This window comes from Vibrio sp. SBT000027 (assembly GCF_963894355.1).
Taxonomy (GTDB): domain Bacteria; phylum Pseudomonadota; class Gammaproteobacteria; order Enterobacterales; family Vibrionaceae; genus Vibrio; species Vibrio splendidus.
This window is the reverse complement of record NZ_CAWQGD010000001.1, coordinates 63083-86523: the sequence shown is the minus strand read 5'-3', so window position 1 is coordinate 86523 and position 23441 is coordinate 63083. Positions and strand designations below refer to the sequence as shown.

The window sequence follows — 23441 nt, the reverse complement described above, 5'->3', positions numbered from 1 at the left end:
TTCATCGATCTCACCTGTTTCTAAGAATTTTTCCTATTGCGTCTAAGACCTCATCTCATGTGGGTTCTAGCTGCTCTCTGTAGTCTTTCTAATTATTTACGTTATTAGAATCAGCTCTCTGAATTGTGTTCAAAGGGCTCACTACGGAAAACGCCATGTCACTCAGCCACTTCTCAGAACACTCATTTTTCCCAATGGAAAACACCATCCAAAATTATGCATGGGGGAGCATTTCTTCGATACGTGAGCTGTTTGGCTTTAAGAATGAGTCACAAGAGCCGCAAGCGGAAGTTTGGATGGGAGCGCATCCAAAAGGTTGCTCAATGGTTAAGCTTGACCAGCACTTGGTGCCTCTCTCTGAGCTGATTAACAAGAATAAACCGGCTTATTTATCTATTGATATTGCGCAGGAGTTCGGTGAGCTGCCGTTCTTGTTTAAGATCTTGGCTGCAGAAAAAGCGTTGTCTGTTCAGGTTCACCCAAACAAGCGCCAAGCTGAAATTGGCTTTGCGAGAGAGGAACAGGCAAGCATTCCTCTGACCGCAGGGCATCGTAATTACAAAGACTCGAACCACAAACCTGAATTGGTTTACGCGATCACTGAATACCAAGCGATGAATGGCTTTCGAGAATTCGATGAAATATTAGGTCTGTTCAGAAAGTTGGATTCGAGCGAGCTGGCTGGTTTGGTTGAAGAGTTTGGCAACCACCTTGATTCTCTAGGCTTAGAAGCGTTTTTTCGTGATCTGTTAACTCTAGATGACCAACGTAAACACCGTGCATTAGAGCAACTTCTGACTTATGCAGCATCTCATCAAGACCAAGCTGAGTTTGCTTTGGTTACTGAGCTTAGCCAGCAATACCCGAACGATATCGGTCTGTTTTGTGTTCTTCTGCTTAACTTGATCACACTGAAGCCAGGTGAAGCTATGTATTTGAATGCGAACACTCCGCATGCTTACATTAAGGGAACCGGGCTTGAGATTATGGCAAATTCAGACAACGTGCTCCGAGCCGGTTTAACGCCAAAACACATTGATGTCGCTGAGTTAGTCGCCTGCACAAAATTCACGCCAATTCCGTTCGAACGCTTGTTGTTGGCGCCCTCAAAACTGGGGCAATGTGATAACTATGATATTCCTGTCAGTGATTTTGATTTCAATATCTTTCATCGCCCTCATCAAGAAGAAGTCATCACAAGCGGTGCTGAAATTTTAATGGCGATAGACGATGATTTAACGTTAATGAGTCAGAAAGGTGAGCATTTAACCCTTACTAAAGGGCAATCGGTATTTATTCCAGCCTATATTGGCCATTACGAATTGAGCAGTAACGGCCGAGTGGCCAGAGCGTTTAATTAGGGGAATAGCTGTCGTCTAACATTAGAAAGCTTTCGGGCTTTGGGTATGCGGTAAAGTCGTAGAGATATTAGTAAGAATGAACATTTCATAACAATAAGAGCTCTTCGAATCAGAAAACAAACGTTTTCATAGGTTGACTAATAAATGCAAACTGAAACAATAAGTCGTATTTATAGAAGTGTGTTGATCTAAAGGAAATTTGATGAGCTCTTATTCTCACGTTCGCAGTTACGCCAGTTTATTCAGTGTCTTATCGTTGGCGGTTGCGTCAGCTCCGAGTGCCGCTGATATATCAACAACGCCCGTCATTGGTGGCGTTTTTAGCTCCAGTGAAGTGTTGAAAAATGAGGTGCTTTCAAGCCTAAGTTATTCTGCCAAACTCACTCGTGATGCAGCTCTTTTCACGATTGGTGGCGTTACATTAGATGCGTATATTCTCGCTCTCCCTTTAGATGTCAAAACAAAAGCCAGAGTCGTTGCTCAGTTATCTAACCCGACGTACTCAATTCCTCTGGGTTATTTTCTCTATAGTTATTACGACCGCTATTCAGGCTTGGGCAGTGAAGATGTGTTCAAATCTTACTTGTCGACGGTTTATGATAAGCAGGCGCTAAAGGGCTTTGAACATAGCCTCTATCATGTTGGAGATAAGCCGACCTCAGAGCATCACGAGCCAGATACCTCGACTGAAGCAACGGGACATCATGAAGGCATTCGTATCGATGAACAGTTCATTGCCAACATGGTGGTTATCTACGATGCGTTATTCGAAATTGGTGTTTGGCAGGATATGGACACGCTCCCTGCGAATTACACATACTTAACTAATAGCCCTGAAGATCTAGCGATCATCGCTCAGATTCAACCGATCATCGTTGATTTGATCGGTAAAGCGGCATTGGGAATGGATGACGGCGACATGAAGTCTGCAATGTTGGCGATTGCAGAAGATGGCAAGCCAGAAAACGCCGATAAGCCGAACAATAAAGCGCAAGCCCTCACCATCACGCTCATCGATTTTGTACGCTTAAATTTGCTCAAAGCTTACCGACAATTTGTGTTTAAAGAAGAACGCGCAGCAGCACTCGATGATTGGATGCAGCAAGCGTTCAGTGACCAGCCTGACGCGCTCATTCAATTCTTAGATTCCCAACAACACAAACGTTTTGCGGTCCAAGTGACAGTCGATGGTTTACAGCAAGGATTACTTGAGGGGTTGGTCGATGAAGATTCACCTTTCATCTCGGTTGCTTATCAGAATCATAAAAACCGAGCGCAATATAAACCTCAGCTAGAAAAAGTGATTGAACCTGAACATCAACAGCAGGTGAGGTTCATGGAAGTTCTGTCTGAACAAACCTACCGTGATCCGAATTATCTTCCGTTCTTCAAAAATCTCTATCAAGAGCATCGGGACAATATTAGCCGAGTGGGGATCTCTTCAACTCCCACAATCAGCGTACGTAACCTACCTATCATTAAAACGGGCGCGAAAGTATCGGGGCAAGGTGGTACGGGTATCCCTAATTTCCACTTTGTTGACCGAGAGATCGACCGAGCGTATTACTTCTTCGGTAATGATGCCCTACAGCTGGATGTGTTGATGGCAAACAACAAGGTTCAGACCATGTTTGATCGCCTTGATTACCTCAAAACGCTGAACTGCAACGCTCAATATGATTGGAATGCTCACACCACTTACGACGGCTTAGTAAACCTAGGTTTGGGTGAGTCACTGCGTGATTATGGTGAGAAACGTTGTTTGAAAGAGCTTCAAGAACGTTCAGAAGTCGAAGTGGTTTTGCAAGAAAAGCGTCAAGCCTTGATTGAAGATATTGAAGCGTATCAGTCTATATCTGGCTTTGATTTTTTCACTAAGTTTTCAAAGAGAGCTCAGGTTAAACAGTCGATCACTCAGTTTGCCGAGTTAGATGGGAAAGGGATGCCAGACTACACCTTGGTGTATAACCCATGGCCGGATCACTTCGCGCACTTTACCGGCCCTTTTAGTGACGAAATTCTGATGCCGACTGGAGAGCTTAACCGACTGGACTATTGGATTCGCCAGATTGAAGCGACCTACCGCAGTGCCGGCGTTTACGATAAAACGCTATGGGGCATGGCTGGGGATCATGGTTTAACGCCGGTGTTCTACGCGCTCAATCCCGAAAAGCAGGTATTTGAAGGCTTACAAGCAGAGCTAGAGTATCCAATTGTGGTTAAGAAGATATCTTCAGACGAGGGGGAGGGGCCTAAAATCACCAATGCGCTAAGCTACCCAAGCTCGAAGGAATTGGATGTGGTGGTTGCCTCGACGGCTGGTGGTAACTTCATGATGGATTTCTTTAATTCGGCTCAAGGGTGGCAGGTTCAGCCTGTTTACCAAGAACTCACGCAGTGGTCTCCGATTGCAGCGTCAGCTGGTCAGAATATCGACATCATTAATCAGATAGCGCAACGCTTGCCTGAAAGTCTTGATTATATGGTCGTAAGAGAAAGCACATGTGATCAACAACGTTGCGCTGTTCGTGTGATTGGCAATCGTGATTTAAAACGGGTCGATGAATTGATCACACGTGAAGGTGACAAGCTTTTCTATGAGTCATTGGAAGACAATCGAGCGCCGATTTTGCTCAATACGCAAAGGTTAAATCCATACCTAGCATCGCCAAGCGAAGCTGATTTTTCACAATATTCTCAATTGGTCGACAAGTGTATTAACCGAGCGGTTAAAGCGGTTGTGACAACGTGGTGTAGCAGTGCTGAGTGGACTTCATTGACGCAGCCAACACTTCGACCAGATTCAGTGAATCAACTGGCTAATATCTACCTTGAAGATAGGGCTGGCACGGTTAACTTGTTCCCTAAAGCGGGAATCGGCTACAACACCAAGGTGCCGGGTCGTCATGCTGGTGAGGATTACTTAGAGAAAGATGCTTTCATCGGATTCTGGGGAGCGCCAATTGGCGATAACTCTCAGCAATTGAAAATTGAAGCTAACGGATCTTTAGCGCCAACGCTGTTTGAGTATTTGACCGGAGAACCTGTGGTCGAAGGCGAGAACGGTTGGGGTTTTCCGTCGTTGATTGAGAAATTAGATATTTCAAGCGCGCGCTAAAGTTAATGCTCTCTACCTAGCATCTGAATAGATTATCTCTGTTAGCTAGGTTGAGAGCCATCCCCACAAAATCATCATCTCCTTCATCAACAACTCGGTAGCCAAGTGACTGATAAAAGCTAATGGCGCGAGTGTTACTTCTAAAGCTCGATAGAGTGACTTGGCTTCGTTGCTCTTCCATGGCTCTCTTATGTATGAGAGTCATGACTTCCTTACCAAGCGTATGGCCTTGATATTGAGGGAGAATGATCAGCAGATGAATATGGTAGGCGTTGTCATAAGGCTTAAAGCAGGCGAGTCCTACTCTTTTATTTTCGCGATATACCCAATGAAACCAAGATGGATGGTATTCGTTTAAAAGTCGTTGGTGTTGGAAGTCGTCATCCCAGCCGAAAACGTCATCTACGTGTATGAATATACCTTGTTTCACACACGCAAATAGTTCTTCGAATTCAGAATTTGAAACGAGCTGGAATTGTATATTTTCTTCTTGTCTTGCCACAGTGTCCGCTTCCTTATCAAACGCCTTTGAATAAGCAAACAGTAACATAATTGAAGAAGCCTAATTAGCTTAGATTTGCGATGTGATGAAACCAAAAAGCCATGCGTGGTGCATGGCTTAGAATAAAGTATTGGATTGATTTTTCTATACGATCTTAAGTGCGTGGTGGCGCGTGAGTTGTTTGTGTAGCGAGTCTTTTAGCGCCATGCGTTCAACTTTGAGGTTGTGCATGCTGTCGTCATCGATAGGGCTGCCAGAGATTTCTAGCTGACGGATGTCGTAGTCGAGTTGGTGGTACTTCTGCATGTCTGCTTTGAATTTTTCGTCGTCGTGGTTGAGCTGAACAATGTCTAATTTAAGATCTGGGAAATCTAAGATAAAGGCATGGTTTTCATTGAGCATTGGCACTTCCTCTCTAGTCGGATTATTAACAGTATAGAAGCAATTTATCGAAAGAAATGTGGTTCAAAACACAAAGCCGTAAAGCGATCAAAAAAGGGCTCAAACTCGAGGAATCATCTTCGAACTTGCGCCCTTTTGTATGTATATAGCTAACTATTTATCGTTACATGTTTAGAACTATGTGTGTTGAAAGCAGAAAGCTTACTTCGCTTTCTTACCAGAGCGTTGCTGCTCTTTGTGTGCTAGCTTTTCTTTCTTACGTTGATCGATAAGGTGAGCGGCTTCGCCACCTACGTGGGTTTCGCCACGAGCATTCGACAGTTGAACTTGCTTTTCACGTTCGCGGAAACGGGCTTTCTGCTCGTCGCTGTGCTTATCAATACACTTAGGGCAGCTTACGCCTTTCTCGAAGTGCTCAGAGGCTTTGTCTTCGTCAGTGATTGGCAGACGACACGCGTTACACACATCGTAACCGCTCTTCTCTAGCTGGTGGTTAACTGCAACACGACCATCAAATACGTAGCAGTCGCCTTCCCACATGCTCTCTTCTTCTGGTACTTCTTCTAGGTACTTAAGAATGCCGCCTTCAAGGTGGTAAACCTCATCAAAGCCTTGCTCTTTCATGTAGGCTGTTGATTTTTCGCAACGAATACCGCCAGTACAGAACATCGCGACTTTTTTGTGTTTCTTAGGATCGAGATTTTCTTCAACGTATTGAGGGAATTCACGGAAGGTTTCTGTGTTTGGGTTTACAGCATTTTTGAATGTACCGATATCGACTTCGTAGTCGTTGCGAGTATCAACCAGAATCACATCAGGATCAGAAATCAGAGCGTTCCATTCGTTTGGTTTCACGTAAGTGCCGACAACGTGGCGTGGGTCGATACCCTCAACGCCCATGGTTACGATCTCTTTCTTAAGCTTAACTTTGGTGCGGTTGAATGGTTGTTCTTCGTTGAACGACTCTTTGTAAACAACATCAGCCAAACGAGAATCTTGTTTGAACCATTTAAGAAGAGCGTCGATAGATTCGCGCTTACCTGCAACGGTGCCGTTGATACCTTCACTCGCAAGTAGCAAAGTACCGCGGATTTGGTTGGCTTCTAACACGTCAGTGAGTGGCTGGCGAATTTCTTGGTAATCATCAAGTGCTACGAATTTATACAGAGCACATACAACATATTGAGACATGGTTTTTCCTTTCTGCGAGCTGGAACGTAAATCCAGAGCGGTTGCCTTTTATGATACATACTGAGTTTGATTTACTCAGGTTTGCCCATATTGGCTTATTAAAATCCGCCGCAGTATAACCAAGCCAAGGAAGGACAAAAACCAACCAAAAGTAGGGCTATTTAGCATTGTTATTAGTATGGTTTTAGGTGTGTGGAAATGGTAGCTATCTGATAAGCAGTTTTAGCTCAGATAAGTAGTGATATCTTGTTGTTTATTGAATATTTGGCTACGAACTTATGTTGTATCTCATTTCAATGAGCTGGTGTTCCCCGACGATTTCTACTTCACGAATGAACTCAAAGCCAAACTTCTCATAGTAATTCTTTAGGTATTGATGGGCGTGGATTTCAATTACTTTAGCACCATGTTCAGAGGCATGTTTTAGAAGTGCCATAACAATTTCAGATGCGATACCAGATCCTCGATAAGGCTGTAGAACAGCAACACGCGCCATAGTTGAGCGTCCTGATTCATCAATGTGCAAGCGTGCAGTCGCGACTAAATTATCTTCATCGGTGATCAGTGCATGATGTGATACTGGGTCTAACCCATCAAGATCTAATACCTGTGGGATACCTTGTTCAACAACGAATACTTGATGACGAATGGACTGTGCTTTCGTTATCAATTCTGGGTTGTTACCAATCACCAATTCCATTTCATTGCTCCATGCTGCTAACGAATGTTTTGAAAATACCCTATTTGTGAGGGGCTGTACGTTTGTAACTTGTCCTTAAACTAAGGCTTTTGAATAGCTGCTTGTCTCTATATCAATGATCTCTACGGTCAGCGAAGCATTGGATAGTGGAAGAGTTAGTAATTGATCCAAAATGGACTTGGAGAGCATCGTTTTAATGCTTTCGTTACGCCCAGACAAAATACGCACAGAGACATGCACGAAGTCTTCTTTTACTTCACCAGTTTGGTAATGCTGGTAGGCAAGGCTGCGTACTTTGATGTCTTCTCCTGTTGGTGAGAACAACTGAGATTCCATCGCGCCGAGAAACACTTTCTGATTGATTTGTTGACCATCAATAGTGGATGAGTGTTCGATAATACAATGAGGCAAAGTGAAGTCCTTTCTGTGTTTTATAGCGACCTAAAATTAAGGCCAATGTGACTCTCTTGTTGAGAATTACATTGGCCCTTAATGCTAATTCGTTGCGGCTTTCTCGGCAATAAGCCGATCAGGCTATCACCAAAGCGGTCAGTATCGTCAGCGATTACGCTTGGTTCAGTACTTCCGCTAAGCGTTTCACCGCTTCTGTTAATTCTTCTGGGTTGGCGTTGGTGAAGTTTAAGCGCAGTGCAGCTTTAGCTTCATCAGCCTTTGGATAGAATACAGGGCTTGGTACAACCGCGACGCCATTCGATAGCAGAGTTTTAGCCAGTTCAAAGGTGTCACACTCTGGGATTTCAACCCAAATGAACATCCCGCCATCTACGGCTTTTAACACGCAATCTGCAGGCAGTTGTTTTTCTAGTTCTGAGAACAGCACCTCATAACGAGACTTGTACAGTGTGCGAATGTTTTCCATATGTACGTTGAAGTCTTCATGTTTTAGAAGACCGACAAGCAGCGCTTGCATGGGTACACTTGAGTGTAAGTCAGCGCCTTGCTTCACTTTGATCAGTGGCTCAAGGTAGCTGCGTTTGCCTGTTACCGCGCCAATACGTAGGCCTGGCGATGCAATCTTAGAGAATGAACGAAGAACGATAGAGTTATCAGGGCAGAACGAAGAAACCAATGGCAGTTCCGTACCAGTGAAACGTAGCTCACGGTATGGCGCATCTTCAATGAAGGCTACGTTGTATTTGATACACAGCTCAGCCACTTTTTGACGAGTTTCTGTTGCCCAGCACACGCCGGTTGGGTTGTGGAAATCAGGCACGGCATAGAACATTTTTGGCGCTTGCTCGGCAAAGCATGTTTCCAGTTCATCTAGGTTCGGGCCAAATTCAGTTTGAGACACGGTTGCAATGTTTGCTTGAACTAGGCCAAACACCTGCATCGCACCTAGGTAGCTTGGCGCTTCCATCACAACCACATCACCCGGGTCAACATACGCACGCGCAATCAAATCCAAACCTTGCTGAGAACCGGTACAGATCATGGCCGTGTGAGATTCTGGCAATTGGTAGCTTTGTGTTAGGTGATCAAGCAACGGGCCATAACCGGCGGTCGAACCGTATTGGAAAACTTCAGGCATGTTCGCTAGGTTTTCTAGCGTAGGCTTCATTAAATCGATAGGGAATGTTTTCGCATCGGGTAAACCACCGGCCAACGAAATAACATTAGGATCGCTTGCGGCTGCGAGGATCTCTCGAATGTATGAAGATTGAATCTGTTGTAATGACTGTGCGATTTCCATGTGTTGTGTCTCGTCGTTTATCGTTTTTATTCTATCGCTTGATATTACACGGCAATTGTAAAAACTGGCGTGTCCGTTTATGCTCTTAAACATGTCCATTTATGCTATTTGAACGATGTCACGACAACACATATCCCGAATCAATGATGTTTTGTTCCATATTCACCAAGACATCAGTCAGCCTTTGTCGGCAAAAGCGCTCTCTGAGATTGCTGCGTATTCAGAGCAACACTTTCATCGCACGTTCAAAAGTGTGGTTGGGGAATCGTTGCATCAATACATTCGACGCACTCGAATGGAGTATGCGGCCAATCAATTAATGTTCGATACCAGCTCGTCTGTGGTTGAGATCGCCCATAAATGTGGCTTTAGCTCTGTGTCTTCGTTTAGCCGAGCATTTAAAGCGACCTTTAATATGTCGCCAGGAGAATGGCGTAAGCATGATTTACAGATCGCAGAAAAACCCTATTTGAAAGATCCCGAAGTGGCGGCAGGCTATTTGAATGTGTCGCAGCGGGAGTTGCCGGAACCTAAAATTGTTGAAGTATCAGACCGAATGGCAGCTTATGTTCGACATACTGGCTATAACCGATCCATTCGCAATGCTTGGTTGATATTGAAAGCGTGGGCGAATTCAGAACAGCGTGATTTTTCGAGTCAATTTGGTTTGCATCACTCAAACCCTGCTTGGGTTGAAATGGATCAGTGTCGTTATGTAGCGTGCATCGCGATTGATGAGCCGATCAAGTATCGAAGTGTCGTGAACCAGATGGTGATTCCAGGCGGTTTGCATGCCGTATTTCGACTTAATGGTCGTTATGGTGAGCTGCTACCACAGATCAGTATGGTATTGGAAAAATGGTTGCCGGCTTCTGGTTTCAAACAGCGTTCGACTCCTGCGTATGTGCATTATCATCGGAACCACTTTCTCAATAGTGATGAAGTGTTTGAGCTTGATTTCTACCTCCCTGTGAGTTTTTACTGAGTCTTTATCAGGCTAACTAATGAATTGGATCGGTAATTCGTTTTGTTGTGTTTTTTCGAGCGTGGCTTTACTTATTTGTTGTGGCTAATTTGCTCACTCAATGGCTGAAAGGCATCTTATGTTGATGATGTAATGAAGAGAAAGCTTGTTGATAATTTACCTCAGTAATTGATGACAACGTACGGATTAAGCGATAGCATTCCGTTCTAATTGCAAATAATTCTTAATATCACTCGCTAGAATATATGACCATTACCCATAAAGATTATCTTAAAATAGCCTTCCCCTTCATCATCTCTACGGTGACACAGCCTTTGTTAGGTGCGGTGGATACTGCTGTTATCGGCCAACTTGGCATTGCTGAATTGATTGGTGGCGTGGCGATCGGCACCATCATTATGAACACCATGTATTGGCTGTTTGGTTTTTTCCGTGTTAGTACCACGGGACAAAGTGCGATGGCACTGGGCAAAGGGAATCGTTCTGATTTAGCGGGCAGCTTGATGCGTCCATTTGTGTTGTCTGGTTTGGTAGGTTTGATCTTTATAGTGATACAACCACTCATCTGGCAAGGCGCGATGTGGGTGATAGAACCTGAAGCGAAAGTGGCTGAGCACGCGCATATCTACTTCAGTATTTTGATTTATGGTGCACCTTTTGTACTGCTCAACTACACCATTATTGGTTGGTTAATGGGGCAGGCGAAAGCTAAAGAAGTTCTTTACACACAAGTGTTTGGTAACGTGTTGAACATTGTATTGGATGCGGTGTTTGTACTTTATTTCGACTTGGGTGTTGCGGGTGTGGCCTACGCAAGTTTGATTGCACAAGTCACCACCTTCGCTATTGGTATGACACTGGTGATTAAGAGCAGCAATATCTCGATCTCTGAGTTCCTACAAGGTTCGAAGATGACCAAGAAAGACCTATCGACAATCATCTCTTCAAATACCGATCTCTTACTTCGTACCATCTGTATTTTAGTTTTCTTCAACATGATGGCGCGTACTGGTTCTAAACTGGGTGCCGATGTTCTGGCTGCTAACGCGATCTTGATGCAGGTGACCTTCATTGTCAGTTACATGTTTGACGGCATTGCCAATGCATCGAGTGTGTTCGCGGGTAAAGCGGTAGGTCAGAAAAACCCTTCAATGTTGAATCGTGTATTAAGACTTAACTTCCAATGGACGGCGAGCTTTATTGCCGCACTGACCTTCCTCACCTTGGTATTCAAAGACAGCATTGTTTTCTTGTTTACCGATATCCCAACGCTTGTCGCTCTATATCAAGAGATGGCTCCGTGGTTGATTGTGTTCCCGCTGGTGTCTGGCTTTGGCTTAACGGTTTACGGCATTTTTACGGGAACGGGTACCACGCGTCCGGTTAGGGACTCTAGCATAGCTACTTTGTTGGTTTTCTTAGCGGCACAGGCATTATCAATCGATATGTGGGGCAATCATGGTTTGTGGTTGGCGTTTACCTTGTTTTATCTTGGACGTATTGCATTCTTGTATCCGTTCATCGCACAAGTTAAGCAGAAATGTCTTCCAACAGAAGGTGCATCCGCGGCGTGTCATTAGGTTAGAAACACAATCGTTATTGCCAGTACTTTTGAAAGCGCCAGACAGCATTATGCTAAGGGCGCTTTTTTTATCTAATGACCTAGTAAAAATGGTCAATCAAACAGCCAATAAAATGCGATACGGTTCAATGTTCGCTTTTCATCATGTAGGCTTAATGATAGAGTTGTTATGTTATAACATCCATTTATGAGTATCTGCGTGAACGCCCCACTTCTGTCTGTTGACCAATTAACGATCAAAACCTCTTCGAGAACACTTTTTCAAGATATTCATTTCGATGTATATCGAGGTGAGCTGTTGGCGATCATGGGTCCATCAGGCATTGGCAAGTCGATGCTTTCACGCGCGATTGCGGGGTTTCTGCCAGATACGGTTGAGGTTGAAGGCCATATTTCTCTTTCTGGCGATGCCGTGTGTGGCTTGCCTATGTTGCAAAGAACCGCAGCACAGCGCCCCGCAGTTATCTTTCAAGATGCGCTTCAAGCATTAAATCCTCTGGTTTCCATTGAAGGTCAACTCAGTTTGGCATTGACGGGGACGCGCACTAAGCTTAAATCACAAGACAAGATCAAACTCACTGAATTGTTAGTGCAGCTTGGATTTCCTAACCCTGAAACCATATTGCCGTTATATCCGAGCCAAATTTCGGGAGGGCAACGTCAACGGATTTGTATTGCGATTGGCTTGCTGAGTAACGCCGATCTCATCATCGCCGATGAACCAACCAGCGCGTTAGATCCGGTGACAGAGCAAGAGATACTTAAGCTGATTCGAGACAATGTTAAACAGCGACAAATCGGTGGTTTGTTGATCACGCATGACCTGCACAGCGCATTAGCGTGTGACAAATTGTTGGTCATCGATGATGGTGGAGTGGTGGCTTACGGCGCACCAAAACATGCGCTTGAATCAAGTTCTCACGCTTTCTGTTGTTCATTGAGAGACTTAATCGAATGAGCCCGACCTTACCACTAAATTCAGAAGTCTCGCCGTTAATGCCAGTGATAGATTCAGAAACACAAACACCGATCGAGATTAAGTTCGAGAATGTCGGTGTGCACTATTACTCAGTGCCAAGTTGGCTGGGTGGTAAGGCGTTCAAAGCGCTACAGAACATCGACCTCAATGTTGAAGACAAAAGCTTAGCCATTGTTGGCCGTTCTGGTGCCGGAAAATCGACACTGATTGAGCTGTTATTTGGCCTAAAATCACCGACTGTTGGCCGAATCAGCCTATTTGGCCATTCGCTGCCGATTCGCAATAGCAAAACGCAAGCAACGGTGTGTCGCTTGATCCAGTTGGTACCACAAGAACCTCATACCAGTCTCAACCCTTACTATACCGTTCGACAGATCTTAGCCGAACCGCTAAGCAACTTAGACGTTTCTGGTAATCATGAAAGCATTATTGAAGAGACGCTATTGGACGTGGGCTTACCTGCCACTTTGTTATCACTGAAACCGAATCAACTTTCTACAGGCCAAGCTCAACGTGTGGCTATCGCTCGGGCTCTTGTCGTTAGACCCGCAGTGTTGGTGGCCGATGAGCCGACTGCTAGCCTTGATCCTGTGAACCGTCAAAGGTTGCTGGATTTACTTAACTCACTGAAAAATAAGCGCGACATGCGAATCGTTTTGGTGACGCATGATCTCGGTGCGGCAAAGGCGCTTTGTGAAGAAATTCTGGTTCTTGACCATGGCGAGATGGTGGAGCATGGACCGACACCTCAAGTGATGAGCACACCTGCTCACCCTGCGACTCAGTTGCTGATCGAATCTCAGCCACTTTCGAAATCTACTTGTTAAACACAACCTTATTTATTACGAAACACAGCTTACAGAGAAAAATAACTATGCGTTTTAATTCAATCAAACTGGCTTGCGCGCTTGCGTTGGCTCTGCCTTTGACGGGCTGTTTTGACTCTCAACCTGAGTCGAGCGATGCCGCAGTCAAATCTGAAATCCGTGTTGCGATGATGCAACCACCAAGAACGGGCCTATCGCCTCTTTCTGATGATGCATTCAAGCTATCGCGTTGGAGCACGGCTGAAACGCTAGTGAACCTGAGCCCAACTTCAGAAGCTGAGCCAATGCTGGCAACGGATTGGAAACATCTTGATCCACTGACTTGGCAGTTCACTATTCGACAAGGTGTTAAATTCCACGATGGCTCTACGTTAACCGCAGAATCCGTAGTGAACTCTTTGCAGAAAGCGCTTGAGGCGGCACCTAAGCCACGCATTCTAGATGGTGTCGATCTCGAAGTGAAAGCGATGGACAACTACCGCGTAGAGATCAAAACCAGCTTTGATGACCCTCTTTTACCAAGCCGTTTATCAAGCCCTCAATTAGCGATTCTTGCAGCAAGTGCTTACCAAGAAGATGGCCGTGTTAGCCCAATGGGTGCAGGTACAGGTCCGTTTGAGTTGACTGAAATTAACGGTACAACCAGTGCGAAACTGAAACGTTTTGATGGCTACTGGGGTGAAAAAGCGCAAGTCGAATCTGTGATTGCAGAATACGTTCCTAACGGTTTTGCTCGTGCTGCAGCTCTAAGAACCGGCACAGCAGACATCGTTGAAGCAGTGCCCGTTTCACAAATCGCGACCATTGATCCGAACCTACTTTATGAAGTGGCAATGCCTCGTACCAATACGCTTTACCTAAACAACAAGTCAGGCGTATTCAGCGGTATTAACTTGCGTAAGGTAGCGGCGGCTGCGGTAGACCGTGAGCAAATCGTGAATACCGTTTATGAAAACCACGCGGATATCGCACAAGGTCTATTAGGTCCTGCTCTTGCTTGGGCTGAGCCGATTCGACCTGAAGGTCAGGCAATCGACAAGACTCTAAAAGCGAACGGCGAAAGTATCGTTATCGGTACCTTTACTGACCGTGCTGAGCTTCCAGAAGTGGCAGCGCTACTTAAACAGCAACTTGAAGCGGCTGGTTTCAAGGTTGAGCTGGATATCCGTGAATACGCTCAGATTGAAAACGACGCGCTATCAGGAAAGTTCGATGCGTTCATCCTTTCTCGTGCAACCGTTTTAGATTCGGGTGACCCAGTGGCTTACATGATGAGTGACTTTGGCTGTAAGGGTTCATTCAATCTTGGTCAATTCTGTTCTCAAGAAGTAGACCAAGCACTGACTCACGCTGATTTGCAACCACTAGGTGCACTACGTCAGCAAGCGATCATCGAAGCTGAGCAAAAAATCTTGAACGACTTCGCGGCTATCCCGCTGCTTCACGAACGTGTGATTCAAGGTGAAAGCGAGCGCGTGAGCAATGTGGTTCGTGACCCAAGTGAGCGCCGTTTAGTTGACCAAACTACACAGATCAAACAAGCGAAACAGGCTAACTAAATAGATGCTATCTGCTGAGACTCTGCGTCGAACCTTATTTCTCTTGACGCCTTGGTTATCAAGAATCGCCTCACTGATTGTGGTGGTGATTCTTGTTGGCTTGATGCCTGACATTGCAGGCATCGACCCAAGCCAATCCATTCTGCGTGCGAGGGCGGGGCAACAACATCTGCTTACGCCTGAAGCTTTAGCAGCGGTACGCGCTGATCTTCAGCTTGACCGTTCGGCGAGCGAGCGCCTGATCGACTGGATAGGAAGTGCTTTTTCGGGTGACCTAGGTAAATCATGGATTGATGGTTCTTCGGTTGCATTAGGCATTCAAAAGACAGCGTCTACGTCCCTGTTTTTGATGTCTAGCGCATTGGTGATGACTTTCGTGCTGTGCGGTGCAGGCTTGCTTGCTACTTTGCGCAGTTGGAAGAAGGGCAAACTAGGGCAGAGTTACAGTAGTTTAAGCACCGTATTAATATCCTTGCCAGAGTATGTGGTGGCTTCGGTATTAATACTGGTGTTCTCAATCTGGTTAGGTTGGCTACCACCGTATGGTTGGCAAGGCTGGCAAGATATCTGGCTACCGAGTTTAGCGCTCGCACTGCCCGCCAGTGGCCTATTTAGTCGCCTACTCAGAGACAGTTTACAACGCGTTCTCAATGAGCCTTGGGTGATTACTTGGCTCAGTGCCAACGTTCACTCTAACCAAATTATTCGCTTTGCGCTGAAAAGAGCGCTGAGCAGCCTGATCCCACAAATCGCGATGATCGTGATTGGTTTGACTGGTGGCGCGGTCGCGGTTGAGCTTATCTTCTCGATTCCGGGTATCGGGCGCATGATCTTAGGCGCAGCTAAGGCGCAAGATTTGCCGATGCTGCAGGGCGGCTTATTGGTATTGCTGCTGTTTTCAATTGCCGTGAGCAGCATGAGCTTGTTTGTTCAACAGCTGATTCTGGGTCACAGTCTGAAAAGCGGTAAGCTCATTAGTAGCCACTCTTCGTTTCGTTTTACCCAGAATCGAGCTAAACGTGTCACTGCTTTTGCGATCTTTTCTTTCCTCATTGCAATTGTAGTTTGGGCGGCATTTCGTGACCCATACACCAGTCAGTTTACTCGCCTAGCAGACCCTAGTTGGCAAGCGCCTTTGGGTGCGGATGGCATTGGCCGAGACTTACTGGCGAGAATCGGTTCGGGCATGGTCTCGACCTTCCAAGCGGGTATCTTGGCAACGTTTTTGAGCTTGGTGACGGGCATCATCATGGGCTTCAACACCCGCTTTAGCCAAGGTCTTATCGAGATCACTAAGGGTATTCCTTACATCATTGCTGGCCTGTTGGTTGCTGGCTTAACGGGCATGAATCCGAACAGCGCATTAATCGCGATTGTATTGGTGTCGTGGGCGCCGTTAGCCGCCCACTGCTCAAGCTTGATCGTAGAAGCCAAGGCTCAACCATATACGCACCTCGCGCCATTGTGGGGAACTAGCAAGTTGAGAATCTTCCGCTTCTATCTGATTCCTTATGTATTGCCACCTTTGCTAAGACACGCGTTGTTGAGGCTACCAGTGATTACATTGAGCCTGACCTCACTTAGCTTCATCGGCTTAGGTGCGAAACCGCCTGCACCGGAATGGGGTTTGATGATTGCAGAAAACTTGCCCTACATTGAACGCGCGCCATTAGCAGTCATGGGGCCAATCGTTGGACTGATTCTGTTAGGTGCGGCAATTAACATGATGTTTGATGATTAACGAAAAAGTGCAGGTTGCTTAAGTTATCGATGAGCTATTCGATTGAGTGTTCGATTTGCTTTTTATGTTGTAACCTTGAGCCTGTTTTTTAGAATTGGCTTTCGGATCGGTTGTCGATCGGTTTTTGGCTTAGTTAAGTGTTCAGCGTTAAGGATTCAACATGTATCTCGTTTTGTATTGCCACAATATTGGTATGACCGACTTTTCCTTTTTTGAAACGGAAGACTTTGACAAAGAAGAGGGCTATATCGTGCGAGGTAAATGGCCGAATGAGAAAGCGTTTCGTGATTATTTAACTAAAGAGTTTGGTGACATGAATGAGTTCCAAGTGATCGACTTAATCGCCAAAGGTGCAGAAGCAGAACACTACTCGCCAGAAGAGTTGATACGCCTAGCTCAGTAGCCGTTAGCTCATCAATATCTAGCTCGGTAATACGTTTTAAATCGAATAAAGAAATGGCAGCCTGATTGGGCTGCCATTTTTCGTTTTAGGTTTAAGCTAATTGCTCGATACCTTAAGTGGGGAGGCTCCGCTATTGCGCGACTTCGTCCACCAAGTACAAGATTGATTGATACGGAATGCCACTGTGATGTGACAAACCGATCTCACAGGTTCGACTGTTACTGAAGCCACGAGTACAGTTGCTCGGCACTTGATCTTTGAGTGGGTGTATCGCAGCCTCGTTCAGCTCTGGCGTAGTAAAACCTTTATCACCCGCCCAACCACAACACTGAATATGTTCAGGAACGATGACCTCTTCGGTACACGCTTTAGCAAGGCTCAACATCGCGCCTTCCAAACCCATTCGACGAGAGCTACAAGTCACATGCAGCATCACGGTTTCTTGCAGCGGCTCAAGTGTCAGGTGCTCAAGCAAGTATTGGTTCACAAACCCTGTCGGCTCTAATACCTCTAACGGTTTGGTGAACTGTTCAATACTGCGTTTAGCACATGGGCTAGTATCCATTAATACGGGGTATTCACCCTGACGACTGGCTTGCCACAACACTTCTTCGAGCTGTTGCGCTTTAGATTGGGCTAAATCGGTCATCCCTTTGCTGTCGTAAGGCATGCCACAACATTGGTCGTCTAGCTTCTTCGGAAGAATAACCTCAAATCCAGCTTTGTTAAGCAAAGACATGGTCACTTCAGTTAGAGGACGCTGGTCGCCCGCATCGCTTTGTTGTCCCATGGTGCGACTTGCACAGGAAGGGAGGTAAACCACCTTCTTATGATTGCTTGAGGATTCTGCCGTCACTGGTGATGAGACTAGCGAGTGGCTATTGGATTGTGGCATCTCAGGCATCCAAACCGGCGTTGCACCTTTAGTTATTGAGCGCAAGCCGTTGGTTAGCTTGCCGACAGTATTTGCGCCTAATACTTTGCTCGCCACTTGGTTGGTTTTGAGGCCAGCCTTGGTAAGTTTTGTGGTGGTCGAGAAATGATCCGCTGTCCACTTAGCGATGGGCGTAAATTTCTCGTACTTGGCAATACGAAGCTTCTTAATCAAATCACCGGTGTTGATTCCGACTGGGCAACGCTCGGCACACAGGCCAGTTGCCGCGCAGGTATCAATGCCTTGGTATTCGAAGGTCTTCTCTAGCTCACTTGCTTCTATCTCTTCGCCCGCAGCTCGGCGGCGTTGCAGTTCTCGGTACAGAACAATGCGTTGGCGTGGTGATAGAGTCAGCGTACGAGACGGACAAACAGGCTCACAGAAGCCACACTCGATACAGCGGTCGACAAGGTCGTCAGCAGCAGGCATTGGCTTCAAATTGGTGATGTGTGAATTTGGATTGTCGTTGATGATAACGCCGGGGTTAAGCAGCCTTTCTGGGTCAAACAGCGCTTTGATCTGTTGCATCAAGGCGTAGCCGTCTTTACCCCATTCCAATTCCACATAAGGCGCCATGTTACGACCAGTACCATGCTCTGCTTTCAGAGAACCTTGGTATTTCACCGCAACCAGTTCGGCAACGTCATCCATGAAACCGCCGTAGCGATCGATTTCTATTTGGCTGTCGAAGCCTTGAGTGAATACAAAGTGCAGGTTGCCTTCGAGGGCGTGACCAAAAATGATCGCTTCGCTGTATTCGTATTTATCGAACAACTCTTGCAGCTCTCGAATACCATTCGCTAGGTTTTCGACAGGGAAAGCCACGTCTTCAATGATAACGGTAGTGCCAACTTCACGAACGGCTCCAACCGCAGGGAACATGCCTTTTCGAATGCCCCACAGAGTTGCGACTGTCTTTGGATCGGAAGTGAAAGGCACCGATTCAACAATCGTGTAATCAGCTAATGCATCCAAAATTGATTTACATTGTACATCTAAGTCCGGCTGGGAGCTGGCGTGTGACTCAACCAAAATCGCTGCCGCTTCTAAATCTAAGCTTGGCATAAATGCAGGCATACCTGGTTTATCCGCCACTGAGCGCAGCGCTCTGCCGTCCATCAATTCAACTGCAGCAACTGGCGTTTTTGATAGCGTAGTAACGGCTTTACTGGCTTGTTCGATGTCGGCAAACACCAACAGAGCCGAAGCTTTGTTCGGGTATTCGATCACCGTGTTGTAGGTAATCTCAGCAATGAAGCCTAGTGTGCCTTCTGAGCCAATCATCAGATGTTTGATGATTTCAATTGGGTCGTGGTAATCAACCAAAGCATTCAGCGCGTAGCCAGTGGTGTTTTTGAGACGGTATTTGTGGCGGATTCTGTCTGCAAGTTCTTGGTTTGAAGCTGTCTGTTGATGTAACTCAACAATGCCTTCAAACAGTTTTTTGTGCGATTGCTTGAATGCCTTAACACTTGCGGTATCAGCTGTATCAAGCAGAGAGCCGTCACTCAATACGATTTTCATGCTCTCGACGGTGCGATACGAGTTTTGCGCAGTACCACAACACATGCCACTGGCGTTGTTCGCAGCAATACCACCGATTTTACAGGTATTGATAGAGGCTGGATCTGGGCCGATTTTACGTTGGAAAGGGGCGAGGTATTTGTTGGCATCAGCACCAATCACACCCGGTTGAAGGATGATCTGATTGCCGTTGTCGACAATTTCATGGCCACGCCAGTCGTCGGTCAGTGTAATGAGTACCGAGTCTGAAACGGCTTGCCCTGAAAGGCTGGTGCCCGCAGCGCGAAAGGTAAAATGAATGCCCAGCTCGCGACAGCTTTGAATGGTGAATATCACTTCGTCTAAGTTCTTGAGCCTTAGAACCATTTTCGGCACCAAGCGATAGAAACTCGCATCGGTGCCGTAAGCTAATCGCTTTGCCTCTTGAGTGACAATGCGTTCTGTTTCTATTTTTTGAGCCAGTATCGCTTCAAGCTGCTGATAAGCTTGTGCGTCTATTACTCGCTCATGGGATGTGGTTGTCTCCATCTTTGCTTCCTTGTGCTTCTTATTTGGCACTGATTTGTTTTTTTATTTTTATTTTCCAGTGCTTAAACGGTGTCACAACGGCAGTGGAATTGCTGTGACACCGATTGAATTTCAGTCTAAGTAGACCAAAGCATTACTCCGAATCCGAATCCGAACCTAAGTCGTTGAGGTTTAATCTAGCCCCACCAGAGAATCACGAGTTAAGTCTTTGATTGTCTTGGCGCCAGTTAGAGTCATCGCAACGCGCATTTCTTTGTCGTAAAGGTCGAGTAGGTTCTCAACACCTGCTTGTCCCTGCGCTGCTAACGCGTAAACGAAAGAGCGACCAAGCAAGGTGCAGTCTGCGCCCATCGCCATCATACGAACCACATCTAAGCCAGTACGAATGCCAGAGTCGACCAGAATCTTGGTGTCGCCTTTTACTGCGTCTGCAATTGCAGGCAGTGCTTTAGCACTCGATAGAACACCATCCAGCTGACGGCCGCCGTGGTTTGAAACTACGATACCGTCTGCACCAAATCTTACGGCGTCTTTTGCATCTTCTTCATCAAGAATGCCTTTGATGACCATCGGGCCGTCCCAGAAGTCACGGATCCACTCTAGGTCTTTCCATGAAATCGACGGGTCGAAGTTGTCACCCAACCAACCGATGTAGTCTTCTAGTTTGGTTGGAGAACCGCGATAAGTAGAAATGTTGCCAAGATCGTGTGGTTTACCCAAAAGGCCAACATCAACTGCCCAGCTAGGATGACGCATAGATTGGAATACACGACGTATTGCTGCATTCGGACCACTCATTCCTGAGTGCATGTCACGGTAGCGAGCACCGGGTACAGGCATATCTACAGTAAATACAAGCGTTGTTACGCCAGCCGCTTTTGCACGTTCCAATACGTTCTTCATGAAGCCACGATCTTTTAGCACGTAAAGTTGGAACCACATTGGGCGCTCAATCTTAGGTCCGACTTCTTCGATCGGGCATACCGATACGGTCGACATCGTAAAAGGGATGCCTTTGTTGTCGGCGGCTTTTGCAGCTTGGACTTCGCCACGTCGTGCGTACATGCCTGTTAGGCCAACCGGAGCTAATGCAATCGGCATCGCCAGCTTTTCGCCGAACAATTCGGTTTCCAAATTTAGGTCCGACATGTCATTGAGGACACGCTGCTTGAGCGCGATCTCTGCAAGATCGGCCGTGTTGCGGCGTAGGGTATGTTCTCCGTAAGAACCGCCGTCAATGTAGTGGAAAAGAAACGGTGGTAATTTCGCTTTTGCTGCGGCGCGGTAATCAGTCGATGCGGATATGATCATAATTTCAGTCCTAAATTCTTGGGATGTTGCCCTTCTCTGAGAGCTTGGCTTGGGCTGCTTTAATTCTTGAAAAGTAAGCGTTTGTTGTTTCTTAATCGGTGAAGCAACTCATCGATAAATAAAATAACCAGTGAAGCAATTAATCTATGAGGCAAATAAACAGTGAAACAGATAAGCAATAAAATGGCGTTAATACTCGGGGGTGTTGATGTGTTTTAGTATCCATTCCGAAACTCATCAACTGTCTTATTAGACGGTGTTGCAGTCGGGGAATTGAGTATTAACGCCAAGTGCTTTTGTAACGACTTATGGTTTACATAAGTGCGTCTGTCATTTTGAAGCCGTAGATAACCACTAGGCCGATGATTCCTGTCATCACCAAGTAGTAGAACGTTGGGATGATTGTCTTACGTAGTGTTGCGCCTTCACGTCCTAGCAAACCTACGGTCGCAGATGCGGCTACCACGTTGTGAATCGCAATCATGTTACCTGCTGCTGCACCCACCGCTTGTAGAGCAACAACCACGGCACTAGAGATAGACAGAGTTTGTGCTACTTCGAATTGGAACTGGCTGAACATCATGTTTGAAACGGTGTTCGAACCTGCAATGAAGGCACCTAAGGCACCAACCGTGGCACTTAACGCTGGGAATGCGCTGCCGACTAGGTCAGCTGCAAAGTTTGCAGTGGTTACTGGCATACTTGCTAAATCAGCGCCGTTCACACCTGAGTTAATGAAGATACGAACCATTGGGATGGTGAACACCAACACAAAGCCAGCGCCTATTAGAGTCTTGCTCGACTCACCAAAAGCTTTAGCCAGTGGTGTTGCGCTGCGTGATTGCATTAGAACAGCAACCAGTGCGACGAAGACCAAGATACCGCCAGGTAGATACAGAGGCTGAATCGCTGTGCTTACGCCTGTCTCGCCAAGGATGTTGCTGAAAGAAAGGCTAACGCTCTTAAGTAGGCCTTTGAACTCAGGGCTCACACGGCTAGCGACTAGAGTGACAGCGAGCAGAACATAAGGTGCCCATGCCATCGCCATGCTCATTTTTTTATGGTTTTGGTTGTTGTCATCAAGGTCGATTTTCAAAGAGCCTAGCCATTCTGCTGGCCACTTGTCTTCGCTTTCGAAATCCCATTTTGATTTAGGGACTAGGAAGCCACGTTTTGCTGCTGTTACAACAATAGCAAGGCCAACCAAACCACCAATCAGTGATGGGAACTCAGCTCCGAGGAAAACACCCGTTAGTGCGTAAGGAATGGTGAAAGCGGCACCTGCGAATAGTGCGAATGGCAGGATATCAAGACCTTCAGTCCAGCTTTTGTTCTTACCGAAGAAGCGAGTCAGCATCATTGCCATCAATACAGGAATCATCACACCAACGCAGGCGTGGATGATTGCAACACTTGATGTGATCTGTTGTAGGTAAGCATCCCATGTTGAACCATTGGCAATCAGGCTTTCACCGATGTTGTGCGTATCCAAACCTTTGTTTACGCCAACAATGATAGGTGTACCCACCGCGCCGAACGATACCGGCGTAGATTGAATCATCATGCCCATCAGTACCGCAGCTAACGCTGGGAAGCCAATTGCAACCAATAACGGAGCGGCGATTGCAGCGGGTGTGCCGAAGCCAGACGCACCTTCAATGAATGAACCAAAACACCAAGCGATGATGATCGCTTGCACACGACGGTCTGCTGATATGTCAGTAAAGCCGTTGCGGATGGTGGTGATAGCTCCGGTGTGTTTCAAAGTGTTTAATAAGAAGATGGCGCCAAACACAATCCAGAGAACCGACACGGTAATGCCGAAGCCTTGGAATACTGAAGCCAGCACGCGAGTGCTAGACATATCCCATGCGAATAGGGCGATAGCAACGGTTAACGCAAATGCCACGGGCATCGCTTTTTTTGCAGGCCAGTTAAGGCCAACCAGCAGAATCGCTGCAACAACTATTGGCGAAAAGGCCAATAATGCTAGTAGAGTTTCACTCATGGGTACTTCCTCGTACTTGTTTTCAAACGTTCATGTTTGAAGTGAATAACACGTCATTAGTTTTGTAGGTGT

At 46.3% G+C, this 23441-nt stretch carries 18 protein-coding genes; 9 read left to right on the top strand and 9 right to left on the bottom strand.

The window, feature by feature from the left end; all coding sequences use genetic code 11:
• Window positions 1–155: 155 nt before the first annotated feature.
• Window positions 156–1361 (top strand): mannose-6-phosphate isomerase, class I, encoded by a 1206-nt coding sequence (gene manA / locus AACU28_RS00360; protein WP_121602086.1) that lies wholly within the window; start codon window positions 156–158, stop codon window positions 1359–1361.
• Between the two features lie 202 nt (window positions 1362–1563).
• A complete protein-coding gene (locus tag AACU28_RS00355; RefSeq protein ID WP_121602085.1) occupies window positions 1564–4479 on the top strand; it encodes an alkaline phosphatase family protein in 2916 nt (971 codons plus the stop codon).
• Between the two features lie 16 nt (window positions 4480–4495).
• Here AACU28_RS00355 and AACU28_RS00350 read toward each other — a convergent pair whose 3' ends face one another.
• The 6 genes from AACU28_RS00350 to AACU28_RS00325 all read right to left on the bottom strand — a co-directional run bounded on the left by AACU28_RS00350 (window position 4496) and on the right by AACU28_RS00325 (window position 8988).
• Entirely contained in the window at window positions 4496–5029 is a 534-nt protein-coding gene (locus AACU28_RS00350; protein WP_121602084.1) for a GNAT family N-acetyltransferase, read from the bottom strand.
• Between the two features lie 96 nt (window positions 5030–5125).
• On the bottom strand, window positions 5126–5383 hold the full coding sequence (locus tag AACU28_RS00345) for a YdcH family protein (protein ID WP_010432560.1): 258 nt from the start codon (window positions 5381–5383) through the stop codon (window positions 5126–5128).
• Window positions 5384–5584: 201 nt separating this feature from the next.
• Complete coding sequence (trhO, locus tag AACU28_RS00340) at window positions 5585–6574, bottom strand: oxygen-dependent tRNA uridine(34) hydroxylase TrhO (RefSeq protein ID WP_017082996.1); 990 nt, start codon at window positions 6572–6574, stop codon at window positions 5585–5587.
• A 268-nt stretch (window positions 6575–6842) separates the two neighbouring features.
• A complete protein-coding gene (locus AACU28_RS00335) occupies window positions 6843–7274 on the bottom strand; it encodes a GNAT family N-acetyltransferase (protein WP_121602083.1) in 432 nt (143 codons plus the stop codon).
• A 75-nt stretch (window positions 7275–7349) separates the two neighbouring features.
• A complete protein-coding gene (locus tag AACU28_RS00330) occupies window positions 7350–7685 on the bottom strand; it encodes a hypothetical protein (protein ID WP_017089988.1) in 336 nt (111 codons plus the stop codon).
• A gap of 154 nt (window positions 7686–7839) precedes the next feature.
• On the bottom strand, window positions 7840–8988 hold the full coding sequence (locus AACU28_RS00325) for an aminotransferase-like domain-containing protein (protein ID WP_017082999.1): 1149 nt from the start codon (window positions 8986–8988) through the stop codon (window positions 7840–7842).
• A gap of 115 nt (window positions 8989–9103) precedes the next feature.
• Here AACU28_RS00325 and AACU28_RS00320 point away from each other — a divergent pair, with 115 nt between their 5' ends.
• The 7 genes from AACU28_RS00320 to AACU28_RS00290 all read left to right on the top strand — a co-directional run bounded on the left by AACU28_RS00320 (window position 9104) and on the right by AACU28_RS00290 (window position 17064).
• The gene (locus tag AACU28_RS00320; RefSeq protein WP_017085035.1) at window positions 9104–9973 is read left to right on the top strand and encodes an AraC family transcriptional regulator; all 870 of its coding nucleotides are present in this window, start codon (window positions 9104–9106) and stop codon (window positions 9971–9973) included.
• Between the two features lie 245 nt (window positions 9974–10218).
• The gene (locus AACU28_RS00315; protein WP_121602082.1) at window positions 10219–11553 is read left to right on the top strand and encodes an MATE family efflux transporter; all 1335 of its coding nucleotides are present in this window, start codon (window positions 10219–10221) and stop codon (window positions 11551–11553) included.
• A gap of 201 nt (window positions 11554–11754) precedes the next feature.
• Window positions 11755–12513, top strand: coding sequence for an ATP-binding cassette domain-containing protein (locus AACU28_RS00310; protein ID WP_102447853.1), 759 nt, complete (start codon window positions 11755–11757; stop codon window positions 12511–12513).
• On the top strand, window positions 12510–13361 hold the full coding sequence (locus tag AACU28_RS00305) for an ABC transporter ATP-binding protein (RefSeq protein ID WP_017081293.1): 852 nt from the start codon (window positions 12510–12512) through the stop codon (window positions 13359–13361). Before AACU28_RS00310 ends, AACU28_RS00305 begins: the two co-directional genes overlap by 4 nt.
• 47 nt (window positions 13362–13408) lie before the next feature.
• Complete coding sequence (locus AACU28_RS00300; RefSeq protein WP_121602081.1) at window positions 13409–14920, top strand: ABC transporter substrate-binding protein; 1512 nt, start codon at window positions 13409–13411, stop codon at window positions 14918–14920.
• A gap of 4 nt (window positions 14921–14924) precedes the next feature.
• Window positions 14925–16661: an ABC transporter permease subunit gene (locus AACU28_RS00295; RefSeq protein WP_121602080.1), complete on the top strand. Its 1737-nt coding sequence runs from the start codon at window positions 14925–14927 to the stop codon at window positions 16659–16661.
• 160 nt (window positions 16662–16821) lie between these two features.
• A complete protein-coding gene (locus AACU28_RS00290; RefSeq protein ID WP_102501619.1) occupies window positions 16822–17064 on the top strand; it encodes a hypothetical protein in 243 nt (80 codons plus the stop codon).
• A 130-nt stretch (window positions 17065–17194) separates the two neighbouring features.
• Here AACU28_RS00290 and AACU28_RS00285 read toward each other — a convergent pair whose 3' ends face one another.
• From AACU28_RS00285 to AACU28_RS00275, 3 genes are all read right to left on the bottom strand, one after another.
• Window positions 17195–20050, bottom strand: a complete 2856-nt coding sequence (locus AACU28_RS00285) for an FAD-binding and (Fe-S)-binding domain-containing protein (protein WP_121602079.1) — start codon at window positions 20048–20050, stop codon at window positions 17195–17197.
• Between the two features lie 171 nt (window positions 20051–20221).
• A complete protein-coding gene (gene lldD, locus AACU28_RS00280) occupies window positions 20222–21361 on the bottom strand; it encodes an FMN-dependent L-lactate dehydrogenase LldD (RefSeq protein WP_121602078.1) in 1140 nt (379 codons plus the stop codon).
• Window positions 21362–21674: 313 nt separating this feature from the next.
• Entirely contained in the window at window positions 21675–23369 is a 1695-nt protein-coding gene (locus tag AACU28_RS00275; protein ID WP_076648578.1) for an L-lactate permease, read from the bottom strand.
• Between the last annotated feature and the right edge of the window lie 72 nt (window positions 23370–23441).

Excerpts from the sequence above, each read along its gene's own strand:
- manA (WP_121602086.1), top strand. The coding sequence starts at position 156 with ATGTCACTCAGCCACTTCTCAGAACACTCATTTTTCCCAATGGAAAAC.
- AACU28_RS00355 (WP_121602085.1), top strand. The coding sequence starts at position 1,564 with ATGAGCTCTTATTCTCACGTTCGCAGTTACGCCAGTTTATTCAGTGTC.
- AACU28_RS00350 (WP_121602084.1), bottom strand. The coding sequence starts at position 5,029 with ATGTTACTGTTTGCTTATTCAAAGGCGTTTGATAAGGAAGCGGACACT.
- AACU28_RS00345 (WP_010432560.1), bottom strand. The coding sequence starts at position 5,383 with ATGCTCAATGAAAACCATGCCTTTATCTTAGATTTCCCAGATCTTAAA.
- trhO (WP_017082996.1), bottom strand. The coding sequence starts at position 6,574 with ATGTCTCAATATGTTGTATGTGCTCTGTATAAATTCGTAGCACTTGAT.
- AACU28_RS00335 (WP_121602083.1), bottom strand. The coding sequence starts at position 7,274 with ATGGAATTGGTGATTGGTAACAACCCAGAATTGATAACGAAAGCACAG.
- AACU28_RS00325 (WP_017082999.1), bottom strand. The coding sequence starts at position 8,988 with ATGGAAATCGCACAGTCATTACAACAGATTCAATCTTCATACATTCGA.
- AACU28_RS00320 (WP_017085035.1), top strand. The coding sequence starts at position 9,104 with ATGTCACGACAACACATATCCCGAATCAATGATGTTTTGTTCCATATT.
- AACU28_RS00315 (WP_121602082.1), top strand. The coding sequence starts at position 10,219 with ATGACCATTACCCATAAAGATTATCTTAAAATAGCCTTCCCCTTCATC.
- AACU28_RS00305 (WP_017081293.1), top strand. The coding sequence starts at position 12,510 with ATGAGCCCGACCTTACCACTAAATTCAGAAGTCTCGCCGTTAATGCCA.
- AACU28_RS00300 (WP_121602081.1), top strand. The coding sequence starts at position 13,409 with ATGCGTTTTAATTCAATCAAACTGGCTTGCGCGCTTGCGTTGGCTCTG.
- AACU28_RS00295 (WP_121602080.1), top strand. The coding sequence starts at position 14,925 with ATGCTATCTGCTGAGACTCTGCGTCGAACCTTATTTCTCTTGACGCCT.
- AACU28_RS00290 (WP_102501619.1), top strand. The coding sequence starts at position 16,822 with ATGTATCTCGTTTTGTATTGCCACAATATTGGTATGACCGACTTTTCC.
- AACU28_RS00285 (WP_121602079.1), bottom strand. The coding sequence starts at position 20,050 with ATGGAGACAACCACATCCCATGAGCGAGTAATAGACGCACAAGCTTAT.
- lldD (WP_121602078.1), bottom strand. The coding sequence starts at position 21,361 with ATGATCATATCCGCATCGACTGATTACCGCGCCGCAGCAAAAGCGAAA.
- AACU28_RS00275 (WP_076648578.1), bottom strand. The coding sequence starts at position 23,369 with ATGAGTGAAACTCTACTAGCATTATTGGCCTTTTCGCCAATAGTTGTT.